Annotated in this window: 16 protein-coding genes and 2 other annotated features; of the genes, 2 read left to right on the top strand and 14 right to left on the bottom strand. The window is 35.8% G+C overall.

Annotation, left to right across the window (positions count from 1 at the left end; all coding sequences use genetic code 11):
• Window positions 1-81: 81 nt before the first annotated feature.
• The 10 genes from AC4BC4_RS01445 to AC4BC4_RS01400 all read right to left on the bottom strand — a co-directional run bounded on the left by AC4BC4_RS01445 (window position 82) and on the right by AC4BC4_RS01400 (window position 12,160).
• Window positions 82-672: a phosphoribosylanthranilate isomerase gene (locus AC4BC4_RS01445; protein ID WP_438757577.1), complete on the bottom strand. Its 591-nt coding sequence runs from the start codon at window positions 670-672 to the stop codon at window positions 82-84.
• Window positions 669-1,427, bottom strand: a complete 759-nt coding sequence (trpC, locus tag AC4BC4_RS01440) for an indole-3-glycerol phosphate synthase TrpC (protein WP_490476538.1) — start codon at window positions 1,425-1,427, stop codon at window positions 669-671. Before trpC ends, AC4BC4_RS01445 begins: the two co-directional genes overlap by 4 nt.
• Window positions 1,428-2,441, bottom strand: coding sequence for an anthranilate phosphoribosyltransferase (gene trpD / locus AC4BC4_RS01435; protein ID WP_490476537.1), 1,014 nt, complete (start codon window positions 2,439-2,441; stop codon window positions 1,428-1,430).
• Window positions 2,425-3,018 carry an anthranilate synthase component II gene (locus AC4BC4_RS01430; RefSeq protein WP_490476536.1) on the bottom strand — a complete coding sequence of 198 codons (594 nt, stop codon included), beginning with the start codon at window positions 3,016-3,018 and terminating at the stop codon, window positions 2,425-2,427. Before AC4BC4_RS01430 ends, trpD begins: the two co-directional genes overlap by 17 nt.
• Window positions 3,015-4,379 carry an anthranilate synthase component I gene (gene trpE / locus AC4BC4_RS01425; RefSeq protein WP_438757581.1) on the bottom strand — a complete coding sequence of 455 codons (1,365 nt, stop codon included), beginning with the start codon at window positions 4,377-4,379 and terminating at the stop codon, window positions 3,015-3,017. The genes AC4BC4_RS01430 and trpE overlap by 4 nt, the downstream gene beginning before the upstream one ends.
• A 300-nt stretch (window positions 4,380-4,679) precedes the next feature.
• Window positions 4,680-4,907: a binding site (T-box leader), on the bottom strand.
• Between the two features lie 70 nt (window positions 4,908-4,977).
• Window positions 4,978-6,213 (bottom strand): peptidase T, encoded by a 1,236-nt coding sequence (pepT, locus tag AC4BC4_RS01420; RefSeq protein ID WP_490476535.1) that lies wholly within the window; start codon window positions 6,211-6,213, stop codon window positions 4,978-4,980.
• Between the two features lie 42 nt (window positions 6,214-6,255).
• Window positions 6,256-7,929, bottom strand: coding sequence for a peptide ABC transporter substrate-binding protein (locus AC4BC4_RS01415; RefSeq protein ID WP_490476534.1), 1,674 nt, complete (start codon window positions 7,927-7,929; stop codon window positions 6,256-6,258).
• A gap of 218 nt (window positions 7,930-8,147) precedes the next feature.
• Window positions 8,148-8,381: a binding site (T-box leader), on the bottom strand.
• A gap of 136 nt (window positions 8,382-8,517) precedes the next feature.
• Window positions 8,518-10,071: a lysine--tRNA ligase gene (gene lysS, locus AC4BC4_RS01410; RefSeq protein WP_490476533.1), complete on the bottom strand. Its 1,554-nt coding sequence runs from the start codon at window positions 10,069-10,071 to the stop codon at window positions 8,518-8,520.
• Between the two features lie 52 nt (window positions 10,072-10,123).
• Window positions 10,124-10,699: a DUF998 domain-containing protein gene (locus tag AC4BC4_RS01405; RefSeq protein WP_490476532.1), complete on the bottom strand. Its 576-nt coding sequence runs from the start codon at window positions 10,697-10,699 to the stop codon at window positions 10,124-10,126.
• Window positions 10,700-10,771: 72 nt separating this feature from the next.
• Complete coding sequence (locus tag AC4BC4_RS01400) at window positions 10,772-12,160, bottom strand: hypothetical protein (protein WP_490476531.1); 1,389 nt, start codon at window positions 12,158-12,160, stop codon at window positions 10,772-10,774.
• A gap of 220 nt (window positions 12,161-12,380) precedes the next feature.
• On the opposite strand from AC4BC4_RS01400, the gene murI reads away from it, so the two are divergent.
• Entirely contained in the window at window positions 12,381-13,166 is a 786-nt protein-coding gene (gene murI / locus AC4BC4_RS01395; protein WP_490476530.1) for a glutamate racemase, read from the top strand.
• Window positions 13,167-13,267: 101 nt separating this feature from the next.
• Window positions 13,268-14,260 (top strand): choloylglycine hydrolase family protein, encoded by a 993-nt coding sequence (locus tag AC4BC4_RS01390; protein ID WP_490476529.1) that lies wholly within the window; start codon window positions 13,268-13,270, stop codon window positions 14,258-14,260.
• A 113-nt stretch (window positions 14,261-14,373) separates the two neighbouring features.
• Here the strand turns inward: AC4BC4_RS01390 and fitD are convergent, their stop codons facing one another.
• The 4 genes from fitD to fitA form a co-directional block, all read right to left on the bottom strand.
• Window positions 14,374-15,336, bottom strand: coding sequence for an iron chelate ABC transporter substrate-binding protein FitD (gene fitD / locus AC4BC4_RS01385; protein WP_490476528.1), 963 nt, complete (start codon window positions 15,334-15,336; stop codon window positions 14,374-14,376).
• Window positions 15,337-15,427: 91 nt separating this feature from the next.
• Window positions 15,428-16,186 carry an iron chelate ABC transporter ATP-binding protein FitD gene (gene fitC / locus AC4BC4_RS01380; RefSeq protein ID WP_490476527.1) on the bottom strand — a complete coding sequence of 253 codons (759 nt, stop codon included), beginning with the start codon at window positions 16,184-16,186 and terminating at the stop codon, window positions 15,428-15,430.
• The gene (gene fitB / locus AC4BC4_RS01375) at window positions 16,183-17,151 is read right to left on the bottom strand and encodes an iron chelate uptake ABC transporter family permease subunit FitB (protein WP_490476526.1); all 969 of its coding nucleotides are present in this window, start codon (window positions 17,149-17,151) and stop codon (window positions 16,183-16,185) included. The genes fitC and fitB overlap by 4 nt, the downstream gene beginning before the upstream one ends.
• A complete protein-coding gene (gene fitA, locus AC4BC4_RS01370) occupies window positions 17,148-18,095 on the bottom strand; it encodes an iron chelate ABC transporter permease FitA (protein WP_490476525.1) in 948 nt (315 codons plus the stop codon). Before fitA ends, fitB begins: the two co-directional genes overlap by 4 nt.
• Window positions 18,096-18,282 lie beyond the last annotated feature (187 nt).

The raw sequence follows: 18,282 nt of genomic DNA, 5'->3' as shown, positions 1-18,282 counted from the left end.
ACGAAAAATAGCAAAACATGGAGGTGGCGTTCTTTGCCACATTTAGGTTTTGTCTTTTTTCTAAGATGCTGGCTCATGAAGCTAGATCGCTTTTTTTAGAAAAGCAATGATTTTTGTTGGATCTTTTACCCCATTTGTCTCAACTCCACTTGATACATCCACAGCATAAGGGTCAAATAATTGTTTAGCTTTTTGTACATTTTCGCTAGTCAAACCGCCAGCGATGATGATTTTTTTATTTTTGATGAATCGTGTATCTAGTTTCTGCCAATCAAACACTTCACCATTGCCTCCGACAAAACGTTTCGGTGGTGCATCGAAAAGTAAAAATTCTGCAGTTGTGTCTTTAATTTTTTTTTCTAGTCCTACTTCAATAACTGGTATTGCTCTGATCAGCGGTACCGAAAACGCCGCTGCTGCCAGAGAACCATGAATTTGCACCATATCTAACCCAGCTTGTTGGATAGTTTCTTCTACTTCTGATTGAGTGGGTGAAACAAAGACCCCTACTTTTTTAACCTTTTTAGGTACATCTTTCGTAATTTTTTTAGCTTTTTCAGGCGTGATTTGACGTTTACTTTCTGCAAATACAAATCCAAGATAATCTGCCCCATGCGCCACTGCAACATCTACATGTTCTTTGGTTTTCAACCCGCAAATTTTCACTTTCATCGTACTACCTGCAGTTCTCTGACTTTGGCTTTCGAGTCGTTTTCTCGCATCAACCCTTCTCCGACTAAAACAGCTTGATAATTTTCTTTCACAAGAGCCACTTGTTCATCAGTCGAAAAACCAGATTCGCTGATATAAACAGCTTCTGTCTTTTGTTTTTTTCCTAGTAGTTGACTTACTCCAATTGAGACCTCAAACGTTTTTAGATTTCGATTATTCACACCGATCAATCGTGCAGATAAGGCTTCAGCAATATTTAGTTCTTGTTCATCATGAACTTCTACCAACACTTCTAACCCTAATTTGGTGGCTTTTGTATATAATTCTTCTAATTTTTGTTTAGGCAACGCTGATACAATCAATAAAACTATCGTCGCACCCGCATTTCTTGCCCGAATCAGTTGTTTTTCATCAATGATAAAGTCCTTACATAAAACAGGGCAATTCACTTGTGATGCCACTTTCCTTAAATCCTCGATTGATCCTTTGAAGAAAACTTCATCTGTTAATACAGAAATGGCTGTAACCCCCGCTTGTTCATATGCCTTTGCTTGTTCGACCACATTTACAGCCAAATTAATTGTGCCTTTTGACGGTGACGCTCGTTTAACTTCTCCGATGATATGCATCTTTTCAGGATGATTTTTGACTTGCTGGTAAAACGAGTATGTTTCTCTTAGTGGTTGAACGATTTCTAAAGGCATCATCTTCACTTCTTGTTCTTTTTCGTTGATAATTTTTTCTAAAAAATCCATTTAAGCGACCTCCTTTTGTACTCGAAGTAGCTGTTGCAACTTATCCAAAGCCGCACCACTGGCTACACAATCTTTTGCCAATACAATCCCTTCTTGTACTGTTCGCACTTTTCCATTACTGAAAAAACCTAATCCAGCATTCAATAGAACTGTATCTAAATAGGGACTTGCTTGATTATTCAAAATAGATAGCAGTATCTCCGTATTTTGTCCGGCATTCCCACCACGAATCGCTTCTATGGGAAGACGAGCAAAACCAACTTCTTCTGGTTCGATCGTATGCATAGTGATTTGCCCGTCTTTTAATAAAGAAAAATATGTCGTTCCAGCTAGCGTTGCTTCATCCAATCCGCCTGAACCATTAACCACCACCGCACGTTTACGTCCTAATTCGCTTAATGTTTTCGCTGTTTCTTCTAACAAATCTCGTCGATAGGTTCCCATTAATTGAGAATTTAACGACACTGGATTTGTTAATGGACCAATCAAATTTAAAATCGTCGGCGTACCTAATTCTTTGCGAACCTTCATCACATATTTCATTTTTGGATGCATATGGGGAGCAAATAGAAAGGCTAATCCCACTTCATTCAATACAGTACTTATTTTTTCTGGGGAAAGATTAATATTTACGCCTAGACATTCAAAGATATCTGCACTACCTGATTTACTAGAAATACTGCGATTACCATGTTTGGCAACTGTTACCCCACCAGAGGCTAAAACAAATGCTGCTGTTGTACTAATATTGAAACTACCTGATTGATCTCCTCCCGTCCCGCAATTATCCATGATATTTTCTTTTTGACACGTGATCGTTACTGCTTTTCGCTGAATCGTTTCTGCAATTCCTGCCATTTCTTCTGCTGTTTCGCCTTTGCACTTCAGCGCTGTTAAAAAGGCAGCGATTTGACTATCTGTTAATTGACCTTCAAAGATTTTTTCTGCGACTTGTTGTGCTTCTATGCGGGATAAATGTTCCTTGCTAAAAACTTTCTCAAATAAATTTTCCATATTTTGAACCCTCCATTACTTGGATAAAATTTTGAATGATTGTTGGACCAATTGGCGTTCCGATTGATTCTGGATGGAATTGAAGACCAAAAATTGGGTATTCTTGGTGTTCGATCGCCATGATTTCCTGATCATCATTCGCGGTTGCTGTAACTGTGAATTCTTCTGGTAGTGTTTTTTTATCTATTATGAGTGAGTGATAACGCATGACTGAGCTTTCGTCTGGTATTCCTTTAAAAAGTCGACTTGCTTTGACTGTTGTAATGTCGGATTGTTTCCCATGACGAATTTCTTTCGCTGCGTTTACCTTGGCACCAAATACTTCGCCGATCGTTTGATGACCTAAACAGATCCCTAATAATGGTTTCTGCTGGTAAAATTGTTGAATTACTTCTTTTACATAACCTGTTTCTTTAGGGGTTCCAGGTCCTGGTGAAATGACGATTGCTGCAGCTTGTTCAGCTAACTCGAAAATATTGTCAGCATCATTTCGAACAATCACTACTTCATGCCGAGTACCAATCAATTGCGCCAGATTATACGTAAATGAATCATAGTTATCAATCAATAAAATCATTGGTCCACCTCCAAAAGTGCCTTGGCTTTTTGCAATGTTTCTTCATACTCTTTCGTTGGATCAGAATCATAGACGATACCAGCACCAGCTTGCACATATGCTTTGTTTTTATGAATGACCATCGTTCGAATTGCAATGGCAAAATCGGCTTGATCATTTTTTGATAAATACCCAACTGCTCCTGCATAGATATTTCGTTTTACAGGTTCTATTTCATAAATGCGTTGCATCGCTCGAATTTTTGGTGCGCCGCTGACTGTTCCAGCAGGGATTGTTGCCTTTAACGCGTCCATCGAAGTCAATTCTTTCTTTAGTTTGCCTGTCACGACTGAAACTAAGTGCATAACGAACCGATATTTTTCTACGATCATGTAAATAGGAACTTCCACAGAACCTATTTCACTAACTTTTCCTACGTCGTTACGTCCTAAGTCGATCAACATCAAGTGTTCTGCGCGTTCCTTTTCATCGGTGCGTAGTTCTTGTTCTAAAATCAGGTCTTCCTCTACTGTTTGTCCTCGTTTGCGTGTTCCTGCGATTGGATTTGTTGTGACGATTTGATTTTTTACACTGACCAGACTTTCTGGAGATGATCCAATCACATAAGTTTCACCAAAATCTAGAAAATACAGATAGGTAGATGGATTGGTCACACGTAATCTGCGGTAATAATCGAAAGGCTCTTCTTCAAAGCTTGCTGTCAGACGTTGAGAGGGAACCATCTGAAATAGATCACCTTGCTTGATATAGTCTTTTACTTTAGTGACGACTTGTTTAAAGTGTTCTTTGGTAAAGTTGCTTTGATAATTCAATTTTTTTAAATTGATTTCTTTTTGTTCTTCTTCATTTGGTGTTTGCAATTCTTTTATTTTTTGTTTGATTGCCTCTTCTAATGTTTCTTTTCCTCTTTTTGAGTAAGTATCTGCTTCAATCAAAAAGATTTTTTCACCCACATGATCAAAAATCAAATAGGAATCGAATAGATAAAAATGAATATCTGGGACCTTTAATTCATCAAACGGCATCTTCCCTAAATCTTCATAGCACGCAATCACATCATAGCCGACATAACCGATTGCACCTCCTTGGAAGGGAAGTTCTTTTAGAATCTCTTCTTTCTGCAATACATAGGTTTCGATTTCTTTTAATGGATCTTTTGCAGTTTTAGTTTGCCCATTGATTGTTAGCTGATGACCATAACAAGTAATTTCGGAAACCGCATCCCACGCGATGATCGAATACCGCCCTTTGCTTTTATCTCTAGGAATACTTTCTAAAAGGCATTTGTTTGTTCCTTGGATTCTTAAAAATGCGGATATCGCCGTTAGATAATCGGCTTTTATTTCTTTGACCAATTGCATGTGATTTCCTCTTTTCTTATTTTTTATCGGTAAAACAAAAAGCCCTCACAAAACAGACTTTTATCTGTTTTGTGAGGGCGAATAATAGTATCCACGGTACCACCTCAATGAAAAAAATATTCTCTTTAAAGTAAACTTAGGATACCGTTCGCTGCTAATCTTTTAGGATTATTGCGTTTGATACTTCCTATTCAGGTTACTTCTTCCCTTTGGCACACCTTATATTGTTCCATCACCCGTTTTGCAAAGTCAGTTGTGATTTACAATAAAATAAGCCCCCAAACCACACAAAATCTGTGGTTTGAGGGCGAAATAATCACGGTGCCACCTCAAGTTTGAAAGAAATTCTTTCCTCTTATCAGTCGTCTATCAACGACCTTACTCTATAACGGGAGTTCCCGAAAATGCCTACTGAGATTCAACATTTCGCTCGAAAGTCCATTCACAACCCATCCCTTACTGATTCGCAGTGCCATCAGCTCTCTGAAAAGTTTCAGTGTTGTTACTCCTCTTTCTCAAAGCTTTGTTATTGAAGATAATCATATTAAAAAATTCTAATATTGTCAAGTATTTTTTATATAAAAAATGAAAGATTTTTTCAATCCTTAGATTTACCAGCATTTTCTTTAATAATTTCTACGATTGTTTTTGATGCTAATGCCATTGATTCTAGCGTGATAAACTCATATTGCCCGTGGAAATTTTCGCCGCCTGTGAAAAGATTAGGGGTCGGGATACCCATAAACGAAATTTTTGACCCATCTGTTCCCCCACGAAAAGGTTGGATGTCTGGTTTGATTCCAAGATTTTCCATCGCTTTTACCGCAAGCTCAACAGGTGTCATATCTTTTTCAATGATTTCTTTCATGTTGTAGTACTGATCTAGAAAATCAATCGTGATTCGTTTTTTATCTAAGGTTTCATTTAATTCATTGACGATATCTGTGAGTTGTTGTTTTCTTTTTTGGAAAAGTTCCTTATCATGATCTCGAATAATATACGTCAATTCAGCGTGATCTAAACTACCGATAAACTTCGTCAATAAATAAAACCCTTCATAGCCGCGTGTTTTTTCCGGAACTTCTTCTTTTGGCAATCGAGCATCTATTCTTTCACCCAGCTTGATTGCATTCACCATCGTTCCATAAGCCGTTCCTGGATGGACACTAGTCCCTTCGATCGTGATCACTGCTTGGGCAGCATTAAATGTTTCATATTCAAAGCAGCCGACTCTACCACTATCTATTGTATAGGCAAATGCCGCTGGGAAATTTGCTGCATCAAATCGATCTGCTCCACGTCCGATTTCTTCATCAGGTCCAAAAGCAAGCAATACTTTTCCATGAGGAATTTCAGGATGTGCCAGTAGATACTCCACTGCGTCTAAAATTTCTACGATTCCCGCCTTGTCATCTGCGCCGAGTAAGGTAGTACCATCTGTTGTGATCAATGTTTGACCGACGTAGTCTTTTAGATTGGGAAATTCTTCTGTTTCCATGATGATTCCCAGTTTTTCATTCAGTACAACATCTTGTCCATCATAGTTTGGAAAAATAGTTGGTTGAATGTTTTCAGCATGGTAATCCGCAGTATCCAAATGTGCAATAAATCCAATCGTCGGTACATCCTCCGTTGAAGTTTCTGGTAAAACAGCTGTTAAAAAACCATTTTTTTCATTGTACTGAATCTCAGAAAGGCCAATTTCAGCTAATTCTTTTTCAATGATTCGAGCAAATTGAACTTGTCCTTGTGTGGTTGGAATTGTCTGACTAGCCGCATCAGAACGAGTATTGACTTTGACATAGCGAATAAATCTATCTAATAATTGAGACATCGTGTTCTCCTTCCTTTCAACTATTCAACTTTTTAAACACCTCTATTCTTGTAAATAGGCTGTTCTAAGATTGAAATAGTCACCGTACAAGTGGTAGCTGATTCCTTTGATGTTTGGATTGATCAAATAGTTAGATGCACTTTGATAAAGTGGTACTTGAGCTGCATCTTCATCTAATAAAATTTCTTCTGCTTTTTTGTAATCATCAAATTGTTTATCCGGGTCATTTGCATTGATTGTCCGAGCATCCGTGGTTAATTTGTTGTAATCGGCATTTTTGTATGAACCATAATTATAGGCAGATTCTCCAGCATACAAATTGAAATACGAGTCTAAATCACTGCTTCCAGCAATCCATCCTGATAACGAAAGTTCATAGTTTTTCTCTTTACGTGTTTCTAAAACATTGTTTCTTGGTTGAGCATTGATCGTGATTTCTAATCCTTCTAAGTTTTCTTGTAATTGACTTTGTACATATTCAGAGATTTTCTTGCCATTATCATCATCAGAGACTAATAGTGATAATTTGATTTTATCACCTAGGTCTGCTTTGGCTTTATCCCACTCGACTTGTGCTTTTTTCACATCATATATTGAATAGTCGCCACTAAATTTTCTGAAATCTTCAGATGTTTCAGGATTCTTATATAGTCCACTTGGAATCAAACCGTTCAATGGTTTTGAGCCATCATTTAGTACACTTTTTGTTAAAGCATCTTTGTCGATTGCTTGTGCGATCGCTTTTCTTAAGTGAATATTAGCTGGCGCTGTACCTTCTTTTTTATTGAAGTCTAAAAAGTAATTTGCTACATCAGAATGTGTAACATAGCCTGCCTCATCGCTGTATTGTTGAACGTATTGACCACTGATTCGAGTCAGATCTAATTCATTTGATTGATATAAATTGATGCCAGTATTTTCTTCTTTGATGGTATTTACTTTGACCTCTTCTAATTTCACTTTATCTGCATCGTAATATTCAGGGTTTTTCTTTAATGTCCACGTATCTGATGATGCATCCCAATCCGTCAAAATAAATGGACCACTGTAAATCAAATGCTCGCTGTCTGTTGCGTAATCTTTTCCTTGTTTTTCAACATAGGCTTGATTTTGCGGCGCTAACCAACCGATTGATGCAACGGTTAAAAATGACGGTTGTGCTTGTTCTAATGTTACCTCAAATTCTTTATCACTTGGAGCGGATAGCCCGATTTCATCTACTGATTTTTCACCATTGCGAATTGCTTTACTATTTTTTACATTGTCTAACAAATAAGCATTTGGACCGATCGTTGCTGGTGTTACAAGTTTTTTCCATGAATATAAGAAATCTTGTGCGGTGATCGGTTCTCCATTACTCCACTTTATATCATCTTTCAATGTAAATTTATACGTTAAACCATCTTCACTGATCTCAACTTTTTCTGCCAATCCTGGAATTGGTGTACTGTCATCATCAAAACGATACAGGCCTTCAAAAAGGTGTTGAACGATCGTAAAGGTGTTTTTGTCCATTGTTTGTGTTGTGTCTAATGTTGAAAGCGGCGCTGGTGAGCTGATTTTGATTTTTTGACTTGTAGCGATTTTTCCCTCTTCACTCTGGGTTGTTTCTTTCTTGTCGTTGCCCCCGCATGCTGTTAATAATAATCCCGTTAATACTACACTTACGACTACTAATTTCTTCACTTTGTTTCCCCCTTCAGTATCTGTATACATTAACTACTCCTACCAGATTGTGTAAACGTCGAAAAAGCTGAGTAAAATGACTTTTCTTCTCTTGTCTCAAATCTTGTGAATCATCTATCGGCAAAACCACTCGTCGTCCTTTGATTCTTAGCTCATTGGCTCTTAGAAATTGATGTGATCAAAACGATAGCAGTGATTTACTAGTAAGATTTCTCTTTCTATGATTGCAACAAAAAACTCTCATCCTGTAAAAGGACGAGAGTTATAAACTTTCGCGGTACCACCTTCAATTGGCTTAACATAAGCCCACTCTTTCAGTACAATCATACTGAGGCGCTGTAACAGGCGCACCTGAATTGACCTTAACGTGTTCGATCAATTTGTTCAAAGGCCATTTTCCTTTTCATCTTCACTATCTCTTTCCACCAGCCGAGACTCTCTTTGAGTTATCTGAAAAATACTTTCCTTGTCTTCACATTTATTTCTAATAGAGAATGTATTACATGGATTGTAGCACATAAAAATAACGAGCGTCAACCACAATTTTCAATCGCTTTCTTTTATTACTATTCTCGCATTTTATTCTTATAAACATCTCTATTCAACCGTTCAAATATGTTAATTGCAAATCAATTCTATAAAATGAGGACGTCCAATCACTTGAATCAGCAAGGGGATTCTTGGTCCACTATTTTTTTTCAACGTTAATTGATAAATCGCTTGAAACAATTCTTTTTGTTTTGCACGTCGTTCTTGTTTATCTTCTGATTTAACCAAATCATAGACTGTTTGCATCAACTCATCACCCGTTAAATCAGGATTGTTTTTTAAGATTTCAGCTAATTTATTAAGCGTTTCTTTAATCTCTTGTGAAAGGCTATCATAATATACGTTGTCTTGTTCTGTTTGAATCGTTAGTAAGTGATTATCTGCATCATTTTCAATCCAATAGGCTGCTCTAGGAACAATATGATCTAACTCTTCTGAAGTGTAAGGTGCTTCTTTTAAAAGAATAGCTTTGGCCATTTGTTGGTCATTATTTGTTAAGGATAAAATGCTAACCGTATGTGAAAAGGATGGATAATTTTTTTGAAGATTTATTTTCGTCAATTTAATCATTTGTGCGGTCAACTCATCTTGATCAGGATTCTCTCTTGATTGTGACACTTTCCGTTCAAATTCTGTATAATTCTTCAACACATCCGTATCTAAGCCAATATCAAACTGTGCTTTTGGTAGATATTTGGCATAAAGATAAAAGATCAACTCAGGTGTATAGATAGCTAATAAATCCGTTAGTGTAATAATATTCCCTGCAGAACTAGACATTTTTTGCGTTTGTCCTTTTATGTTTATAAAATCATACGGTTCATAGTTTGGTGCTGTATAATCAAAGATTTTTTTTGCAACCATTTTAGCGACATCAAAGCTGCCATTTTTCGAAGAATGATCTTTTCCTCCTGGCTCAAATACAACTTTTTCAAATTTCCAACGCATTGGCCAATCAACTTTCCAGTGTAATTTCACTTTTTGTTTTTGCCCGATCACTTGTGAGCCAGTATGTCCAAAATGGCACGTATAGTCGATTTTTTTTGTGCGTTCGTCATAATTTGTAATTGTTGTACTATCATGACCACACGTGTCACAATACAACGATATAGGATAGAATTTTTCTCGTGCCTCTTCATTTGATTTTTCAGTTCGGAAATTTTCTAAAATGTCATAAATTTCTCTTCTTTGTTCCATCGCTTTTATTATATAATCATCGTATACGCCAGACTCATATCGCTGTGTCTCATATATATATTCAGGCGTAATACCCATTTTCGCTAAATCTGCTTCAAATGTTTTCTCAAAAAATTCGCCGTAGCTTTCTTCTTCATCAAAAGCGCATGGTACTTTTGTATATGGACGCCCAATCTGATCTTCATTCACGCCAGATACATTTGCAGGAATCTTTCTTAAACGATCATAATCATCCCATGACAAGATAAATCTAGGATTTCCTCCTAAATCTTTTAATGCTTCCGTCACAAAATAAGTGGTTACAACCTCTCGAAAATTGCCGACATGAATATATCCAGAAGGACTAACGCCTGATGCGCACGTTAATTCTAACCTGTCTGGATAGTTGTTTAATAATATATTTGCTGCTTCATAAGCCCAATGCATACGTCATACACTCCTTCATCATCATTGATTTTTTTACTACTTGTTTTTCGCTTTATTTTTTTCTTACCATTCCTACCGAAACAACAAAAAACGGACTATATAATAAAAATAGACTCACTCTTTGAGAAATACCAGTAAAATTACTTATTCTAGAAAGAATCAGCATTGAAAATACTGCGCCGACAAACGTTATACTAGAGAATAAAAGCAACGGCCTATTTTCTTCAAGAATGCTTAAATAGATGAGTAAAAATACACCGATCAATAATCCTGCAAGCCCTATCCCTGATCCGTATAAATGAACCTTTGCTAAAAAACCTCTCTCATTAGAATCACTTACATGATTAGCCAATCCTGAAACAATACAGTCTAAAATTGCAAATGCTGCAATCGATCCGCCTAAAAAAGCTGCAGCTTTTTTAGATGTTTTTTTAAAATGGGTATAAAATGCTGGTATGGTTAATAAAAATAATAAGCCATTCACTAGTTGCCATTTTTTAAACAAGAATTGAACTGGGCTACCATCTTCTCCTAACGCGCTAATAGGCATAGATATAGAGTGATAATGAGGATAGTACTGAGCCAATATGATTGGTATGATGATCTCACTACATAATACAACTATCATGAGATAGAAGCCTTTTTCTCTTATGAATTTCATATGCTTTGTTCGCCTCTTTCCCAATAAGTTATTTATTAGCTATGAAAATCGCCCACAAATAGTTTTTACGTTGATCGGAATTGCTGATTTAACAGGAATCGTTGGCGCTTCTAGAATGTCATCGTAAAAAATAATCGCATTTTTTACGATCCGCTCATCGACTTGATCCAATTCTTTATATGAATTAAAAAGCTTTGTAGGGATATTTAAGTATTCTTTCTTTTCTTGAAAAATACTCATAATCAACGAGTTATAAAGTTTATTTGTTAAAATCACAAAAGCACTTGTAACCTTTTCATTTTGATCCAATAAAAAAATCACTTCTTTGGTAAATCGTTTAACATAATTTTCATTAAACGTGTATTTAGTTGTGGTTTCCTTTGAAAGAGAACCGAGTACGTAATTGATTTTTTGATAGGTGGCGATCTCTTTCTCGTTTAAATGGACAGACTGTGATGGGAACAATAGTTGCTCATTCAAATAGGCTGTTTTCAACAATTTTGTCACCGCGTTTATAAAGAATTGATTCTCTTTTACCTCTGCCTTAAATTGTCCTGAAAACCGTTCTACAAGTTCAATTGAACCTCTTTTTCCATAAATAAAGACGTTATTTAATTGCGTATAATGCTCATTAAATCTATTGATTGTCGCAAATGTATAGTGACAGGAATTGAGAATGATCGTTAAAAAGTAGAGTTCATCTATAGGTAAATAATTCTCTAAATCACTTAATGTATAAAATTCTTTTAAACACTGAAACATCTCTAATTGTTCTAACATTTTTTTGCGCTTTTTTGTATACTGAACACAATGTTCTCTTCTATTATATGCGGTTAGAAACCCCATCGACACATAATATTTATTTTCTGGTGATAATATGAATCCTTTTTCGATCATCACTGTAAAAAAATAATTTAACCATTTCTGAAATCCCTTGTTTTTTTCCATAGAAAATACAGGCGTTACTTTTAAACTAATATTCATACACAATAAACGATACCCTAATTCGTCTATCTCTTCAAATCTTAACCCTAATTGATTGAATGCTTGTTCCACTTTGCGCTTTAAACTATAAGAAGAACCGACAGAAATATATAATTTTTCAACAAATTCTAAGTAATGAGTGCACTCTTGCAAATACAATAATACCCCTTGCAGAAACCTTGATTCTTTAAAAATCAACTTCTGATAAACATATACTGGTAGATGAGTAGCCAATACTATTTTATACTCACCACAGTAATAATTTTTAGCTAATACATATGGTTTTAATCGCTCACAAATTTCTTCTATGTAGTCAATCAACGTTGCAGAAGATAGTTGAAAAAGCTGACTAGCACTTGAAACTCCAATCGTTTCACCTTGGTATAGAGAATTGATAAGTTCTGTTTTTATTAGAATATCTTTTTCAATATATGATTCTATCAACACAAAAACCTCCCACCAATCATAGTACGTTGCATTTACGCTCGTTTACTCATTTATTTCGTCTGTTCATTCGACTAAATTTTAAAAATAGACTTTCATACAGACGCTTTCATTTTATTTTACTTTCTGATCAAAAAAAACGAATAATTTTGAAAAAAAATACCTACATGGTATGTTAAAGTACATGTAATCACTGGAAAAAATGATGGAGGAAAACGAGATGCAGTTAAAAATTGGTGTGATGGACAGTGGTGTAGGCGGCCTGACGGTTGTAAATGAACTTCAAAAAATAATTCCTGATGCAACGATTTTATATTATGGTGATAGTGGTAACTGTCCTTATGGTAATAGAAGTCAAAAAGACATTATCGAATTATCAAAAAAAATAATCGATTTTCTTTTATCTCAAGAGGTTGACTTCATTTGCATTGCTTGCAATACTATTTCAACTGTTATTGAGAAACTTCAAAAAGATTGCCCGATAAAACTTATTGGGATTATCCAGCCTGTTTCAAATTATATTGCAACAGTCTTAAACCCAAAAAAAATTGGTTTAGTTGCCACAGTTGACACTGTCCAATCACAAGAATATCCTATAAAAATTCACGAAAAAAATAAGCATATCACAGTCATTGGTCAAGGTAGTCCTACTTTGGCAGCACTTATTGAAAGCGGAGAATTTACGACTAAAAAAATTGAGGCCGAAATTCAAAAAGAGATGCAGTTGATTTTAAAAAAAAATGCGATTTATTCTGTCATTTTAGGCTGTACACATTATCCGATTGTAGAAGATCACTTTAAAAAGTTGTATCCTAAAATTACGTTCATTAACCCAGCGCACTATCAAGCGCTTGTGGCGAATAAAGTGTTTTTGAACAAACCTATTGAACAAAATACCGGCACTGATACTTATATCTACACTTCTGGTGATATCTCTGTTTTTTCAAGTATTGTAGAAAAAATAGGTATCAAGACCCAACAGCCAGTTAAAAAATTGGTTCTTTGATTGTTTCAACTATACGTGTTATATCATGGTCTATTGAATATAGAAAGTACCTATATATGATAAGTACGCTAAACGAAAAAAATATGCGAGGAGGAAATTTTATGTGTACAAGCTTTACCGTATCCGTTAAAGACCAACAACATTATTTATCTAGAACAATGGACTTTAGTTTTTTACTTGAAGGGCAACCAATTTTTATGCCTAGAGGATTTGAGTGGTCTTCTTTTAATGGAGAAGTTCATCAAAATACCTATGCTTTTGTAGGTACAGGAAAAAAATTAGAGGACTATATCTTTGCAGATGGGGTCAATGAAAAAGGCGTTGTTGCCGCTGAATTATATTATCCAAATGAAGCGGATTATGCTACAGATAGTGTAGCAGGTCAGAAAAACTTAGCCCCGCATCAATTTATTATGTGGCTATTAGGAGAAAATAGCTCGATTGCTGAAATCAAAGAAAAAATTGGAACAATTACTTTAGTTGATTGCCCAGTAGCTTTATTAGGTATTACCGTACCACTTCACTTTATTGTGACTGATTCTTCAGGTGAAACAATTACAATTGAAACCAATCAAAAACAATTGATCCTAAAAGACAATCCAATCGGTGTCATGGCAAATAGCCCCAACTTAGAATGGCACCTGCAAAATTTAAACCAGTATGCTTCAATCAAACCAACAAATAACCCGTCACAAAAATTAGGCCCATTGACCCTAACTCCATTTGGACAGGGATCAGGGACTTTTGGTCTTCCTGGAAGTTATGTCTCAACGGATCGTTTTGTTCGAGCTGCATTTTTAAAATACAATATGGTAACGAGTACAACAATGGAAGAAACGGTGAACAATATTTTCCATGTATTAGACAGTGTCACCATTCCAAAAGGGATCGATATTAAACCTGATGGAGAGATTGACTTCACGCAATATAGAGTCGTTATGGATAGTATCAGCTCTTCTTATTTTTTACAATTATATGAAAGCAATAGAGTTTACTCCGTGAAAATAGATGCAGAACTTCTGACTAATACAACACCCATTGTCTATCCCGTCAGCAAAGACATGCTTTTTGAAAAATTAGAGCAATCGAATTAGACCAACATAAAAAATCAATCTACCCTTCTTATCATTACGTATGGATAAGAAAGAATAGATTGTTTTTTTTTTATTATGCATATGTGCTACTCACTTTAGCAGCCGTTATATCTCTATTTTAACGCTTTTTGTACATCTTCGATCATCAAGTGTGTAGATTCTAATCCACCACCACTAAGGTACCAAACATCCGGTTGTAATGAAATAACTTTACCATTTTTACCAGCATTCGTTTGTTTGACCAACTCATTATTTTCTACGTTGTCATTTGTGTCATCGCCACCAATTGCTTTTGTCCGATCAATAACAAACAAAATATCCGGATTTTTTTCTAATACATATTCGTAAGAAACACTTTGACCATGAGTTGATGCTTCAATTGCATCATCTGCTTGTTTAAAACCGAATGTGTCATGAACGATTCCGAAACGAGAACCTGTCCCATACGCTGAAAGTTGACCTTCATTTACTAAAACAACCAATGCTTTTTCATCGCTTGCTTGCGCTTTTTCTTTAACATCTGCAATTTCTTTTTCTAAGTCAGCAATTTTTGTTTTCGCTTCGTCTTTTTTATCAAAAATTTCAGCTAATGTTTCGATATTATTTTTGGTAGAGTTCCATGTATCTTTGGCATCTACTGCTAGATAAATTGTTGGCGCGATTTTGCTTAATTTATCTTGGAAATCTTGTTGGCGTCCAGAAATAATGATCAGGTCTGGCTTCATTTGGTTAATTTTTTCTAAATCTGGTTCTTTGATTCCACCAGCTGATTCTACTTTTTTATAGTCTTCTAAATATTTAGGCAAATTTTTTGTTGGTGCACCAACAACTGTATCACCTACACCCAAAGTATCCATCGTATCTAATGAACCATTATCAAAAACAACAACTTTTTCAGGATTTTTAGGAACTTCGACTGAACCATTTGAATCTTTTACAGTAACTGTTGTGGCATTTGCGCTTGAGTCTTTCGATGCCGACCCATCTGTTGTTTTTTTATCGTTATTGCCGCATGCACCTAATGTAAGCAGTGCGACCATTGAGATTGTTGCAGCTACTAAAAATTTTTTTTTCATTTTATTTCCCCCAGTTTAATTAATTTTTTTATACCTTGACTTAACATGTTTGTTTCGCCTTTTTTGATCCAGCTACGCACGTTAGCCTTTTCTAGTTAAAATACATACAAAATCTTTTTCCTTCTATTTCACAAATGCGGATATTCATATCGTAAAGCTTATTTAATACTTCTGATTGGATAATGTCATCGGTACTTCCGTGAGTGAATAGGCGCCCGTCTTTCATGGCGACGATCTCATCTGCATAGCTTGCTGCAAAGTTGATGTCATGCAACACAATAATGACTGTTTTACCAAATTCATCCACTAAGCGTCTTAACGTTTGCATCATTTGAACAGCAAAGTTCATATCCAAATTGTTCAACGGTTCATCCAGCAAAATATAATCCGTATCCTGTGCTAAAACCATGGCAATATAGACTCGCTGTAATTGACCGCCTGACAATGTATCAATCAATTCATCTGCTAAATCTAATAAGCCAAGATTCTTCATCGCTTCTTCAACTTTTTCATGATCTTCCTTTTTCAAACGACCTTTGCTATATGGAAATCGCCCAAAATTAACTAACTCTCTAACCGTGATTTTCAAATTAATCCCGTTTGATTGTTTTAAAATCGATAGTTTTTTTGACAATTCACTTTGCTTCCACGTTTTTACTTCGTTGTGATCCAAATAAATCTCACCTGTATCTTTAGGAACTAATCGACTCATCATTGAAAGCAGCGTACTCTTCCCTGCGCCGTTTGGACCAATAAAAGCAGTTAATTTTTGCTCCGTGATTGGCAATTGAACTTCTGAAACAACTATTTTTTCACCATATCTTTTTGAAACATTCTTGATTTCGATCATCTGCGCTGCTTCCTTTCACTAATAATCTTTCCGACAAAATAAACGCCACCGCCAAATTCAATGACGATACTTAACGTCGTATTCAACTGAAATACTTGCTCAACCAGAAACTGTCCAAAAACTAATAAAAGGATGGACAATAAACTACCGCCTAAGAATAACTCCCGATGTCTATATGTTCCCATCAACTGATAGCTCATATTTGCCACAATGAAGCCGAGAAAGGTCACTGGTCCTACTAAGGCCGTTGATAATCCAATCAAACCGCTGATCACTGTCAATAAAATAAATTGAAACCTTGGAACATTGATGCCTAAACTAGTTGCTTGCTCATTACCTAAATGTAAAACGTCTAAAGCATGGCTTTTTATCCATAAAAAGCCTATTAAAAAAGTGATCAAAATACCGGCAATAACTAAATGCTGACTATTCACATTTCCAAAACTGGCAAATAATTTCCCTTGTAGTAAATCGTATTCATTTGGGTCCATCACAACTTGCAGGAACGTACTGATACTATTGAAAAATGTGCCTAATATAATCCCGATCATCAGCAATAAGAACAGATCATTTCCGCCTCTTCTCAATAAAAATCGAGACAACATAATACTAGCACTGACCATCAATAAAACGTTCAAAAGAAATGTAGCAATCGTTTCATTCCCTAAAAGTTGTTGTCCATCTAAAAAGAAAAATAGCAAGGTTTGAATAAAAACATACAATGAATCCAACCCCAAAATATTCGGCGTTAAAAAGTGATTTTGTGTCATCGTCTGAAAACTGATTGTTGAAAATGTTGCCGCAATCCCGACAAATACAAAAGCCAACAATTTTTTTCCTCTAAGTTCTAAGGAAAAAGCCCAATTTCCATAGGTTTTATAGGACAAATACAAGGCACAAACCGCAATCACAGCAATCAATAATAATAGGATTTTTACTGTTGATGATTGGAAGAATTTTTTCATGCTGTTTTCCTCCTCATCAATAATGCGATAAAAATAAAGCTGCCAAGCACTCCGACAACTACACTTACTGGTACTTCATAAGGTGCAATCACGATACGAGCTAAAATATCACATGCTAATAAAAAGATACTTCCACCAACTGCTGTGATCGCCAGCGTATTTTTCATATGATCGCCATAACGCATCGATACCAAGTTTGGAACAATTACACCTAGAAACGGGATGTTTCCTACCATAATCAAAACAACTGCACTTGATAAAGCCACGATACCTAGCCCAAACAATTGGATGCGTTGATAATTCAATCCCAGATTTGTCGCCATATCTTCGCCCATGCCAACGACTGTAAAACGATAAGCAAAAAGGTACGTAACAATCAATAAGGGAATAGTGAGATAAAGCAGTTCATAATTTCCTTTCATCACGGTTGAAAAATTCCCCTGTAACCAGGAAGACATATTTTGAACTAACTGAAATTGATACGCAAAAAAGGTTGCCACAGAGCCAATAATATTGCCAAACATCACACCAATCAGTGGAATCATGACCTGATTTTTTGCGGGTAAAAAGCGCGTTAAATAAATAAAAATCAATGTCCCACCAAACGCAAACAAGAATGCAATAAACGATCGAAATAATAACGGTGCTGTAGGAAAAAGAATCATCACGACTAAAATCCCTAAACGCGCACTGTCCATCGTTCCTGCTGTACTTGGTGATACAAATTTATTCTGTGTCAAATGCTGCATGATCAATCCAGAGATACTAATCGTACTTCCGGCAATCACTAAACTGATCGTTCGAGGCAGCCTTGTAGTCAACAATACTAATTGTTGCTGTGAATCCCATTGAAATAATTGTGTCAGAGAAATATCTTTCACCCCGACAAAAATTGATAATACAATCAAAAGGAGTAAGAGAACAAATAGGCCTATTTTTTTCATATACTTGCTCCGTTTTTCTACTTGCTGGAATGAATTACTCAAAAGAGGAACGAGCCTGTTCAGCTTTTCTCTTTGTCTAGCTTTACAGCCTAACATCTCGGAAAAAAGATAAAATCTGCTCGTGCCTAAGAGCGGCACAATCATCTTTTCCTATTTTTCTGTCGGTGCTGAACGAGACTGTTCAGCT

This window comes from Enterococcus sp. AMC1086, from assembly GCF_058216575.1.
Note: the sequence above shows the minus strand (reverse complement) of the source record. Positions and strands in the feature narration are given on the sequence as shown.

Excerpts from the sequence above, each read along its gene's own strand:
- AC4BC4_RS01430 (WP_490476536.1), bottom strand. The coding sequence starts at position 3,018 with ATGATTTTATTGATTGATAACTATGATTCATTTACGTATAATCTGGCG.
- fitC (WP_490476527.1), bottom strand. The coding sequence starts at position 16,186 with ATGATCGAAATCAAGAATGTTTCAAAAAGATATGGTGAAAAAATAGTT.
- fitD (WP_490476528.1), bottom strand. The coding sequence starts at position 15,336 with ATGAAAAAAAAATTTTTAGTAGCTGCAACAATCTCAATGGTCGCACTG.
- AC4BC4_RS01445 (WP_438757577.1), bottom strand. The coding sequence starts at position 672 with ATGAAAGTGAAAATTTGCGGGTTGAAAACCAAAGAACATGTAGATGTT.
- trpC (WP_490476538.1), bottom strand. The coding sequence starts at position 1,427 with ATGGATTTTTTAGAAAAAATTATCAACGAAAAAGAACAAGAAGTGAAG.
- lysS (WP_490476533.1), bottom strand. The coding sequence starts at position 10,071 with ATGCATTGGGCTTATGAAGCAGCAAATATATTATTAAACAACTATCCA.
- fitB (WP_490476526.1), bottom strand. The coding sequence starts at position 17,151 with ATGAAAAAATTCTTCCAATCATCAACAGTAAAAATCCTATTATTATTG.
- pepT (WP_490476535.1), bottom strand. The coding sequence starts at position 6,213 with ATGTCTCAATTATTAGATAGATTTATTCGCTATGTCAAAGTCAATACT.
- AC4BC4_RS01390 (WP_490476529.1), top strand. The coding sequence starts at position 13,268 with ATGTGTACAAGCTTTACCGTATCCGTTAAAGACCAACAACATTATTTA.
- AC4BC4_RS01415 (WP_490476534.1), bottom strand. The coding sequence starts at position 7,929 with ATGTATACAGATACTGAAGGGGGAAACAAAGTGAAGAAATTAGTAGTC.
- fitA (WP_490476525.1), bottom strand. The coding sequence starts at position 18,095 with ATGAAAAAAATAGGCCTATTTGTTCTCTTACTCCTTTTGATTGTATTA.
- trpD (WP_490476537.1), bottom strand. The coding sequence starts at position 2,441 with ATGGAAAATTTATTTGAGAAAGTTTTTAGCAAGGAACATTTATCCCGC.
- trpE (WP_438757581.1), bottom strand. The coding sequence starts at position 4,379 with ATGCAATTGGTCAAAGAAATAAAAGCCGATTATCTAACGGCGATATCC.
- murI (WP_490476530.1), top strand. The coding sequence starts at position 12,381 with ATGCAGTTAAAAATTGGTGTGATGGACAGTGGTGTAGGCGGCCTGACG.
- AC4BC4_RS01405 (WP_490476532.1), bottom strand. The coding sequence starts at position 10,699 with ATGATAGTTGTATTATGTAGTGAGATCATCATACCAATCATATTGGCT.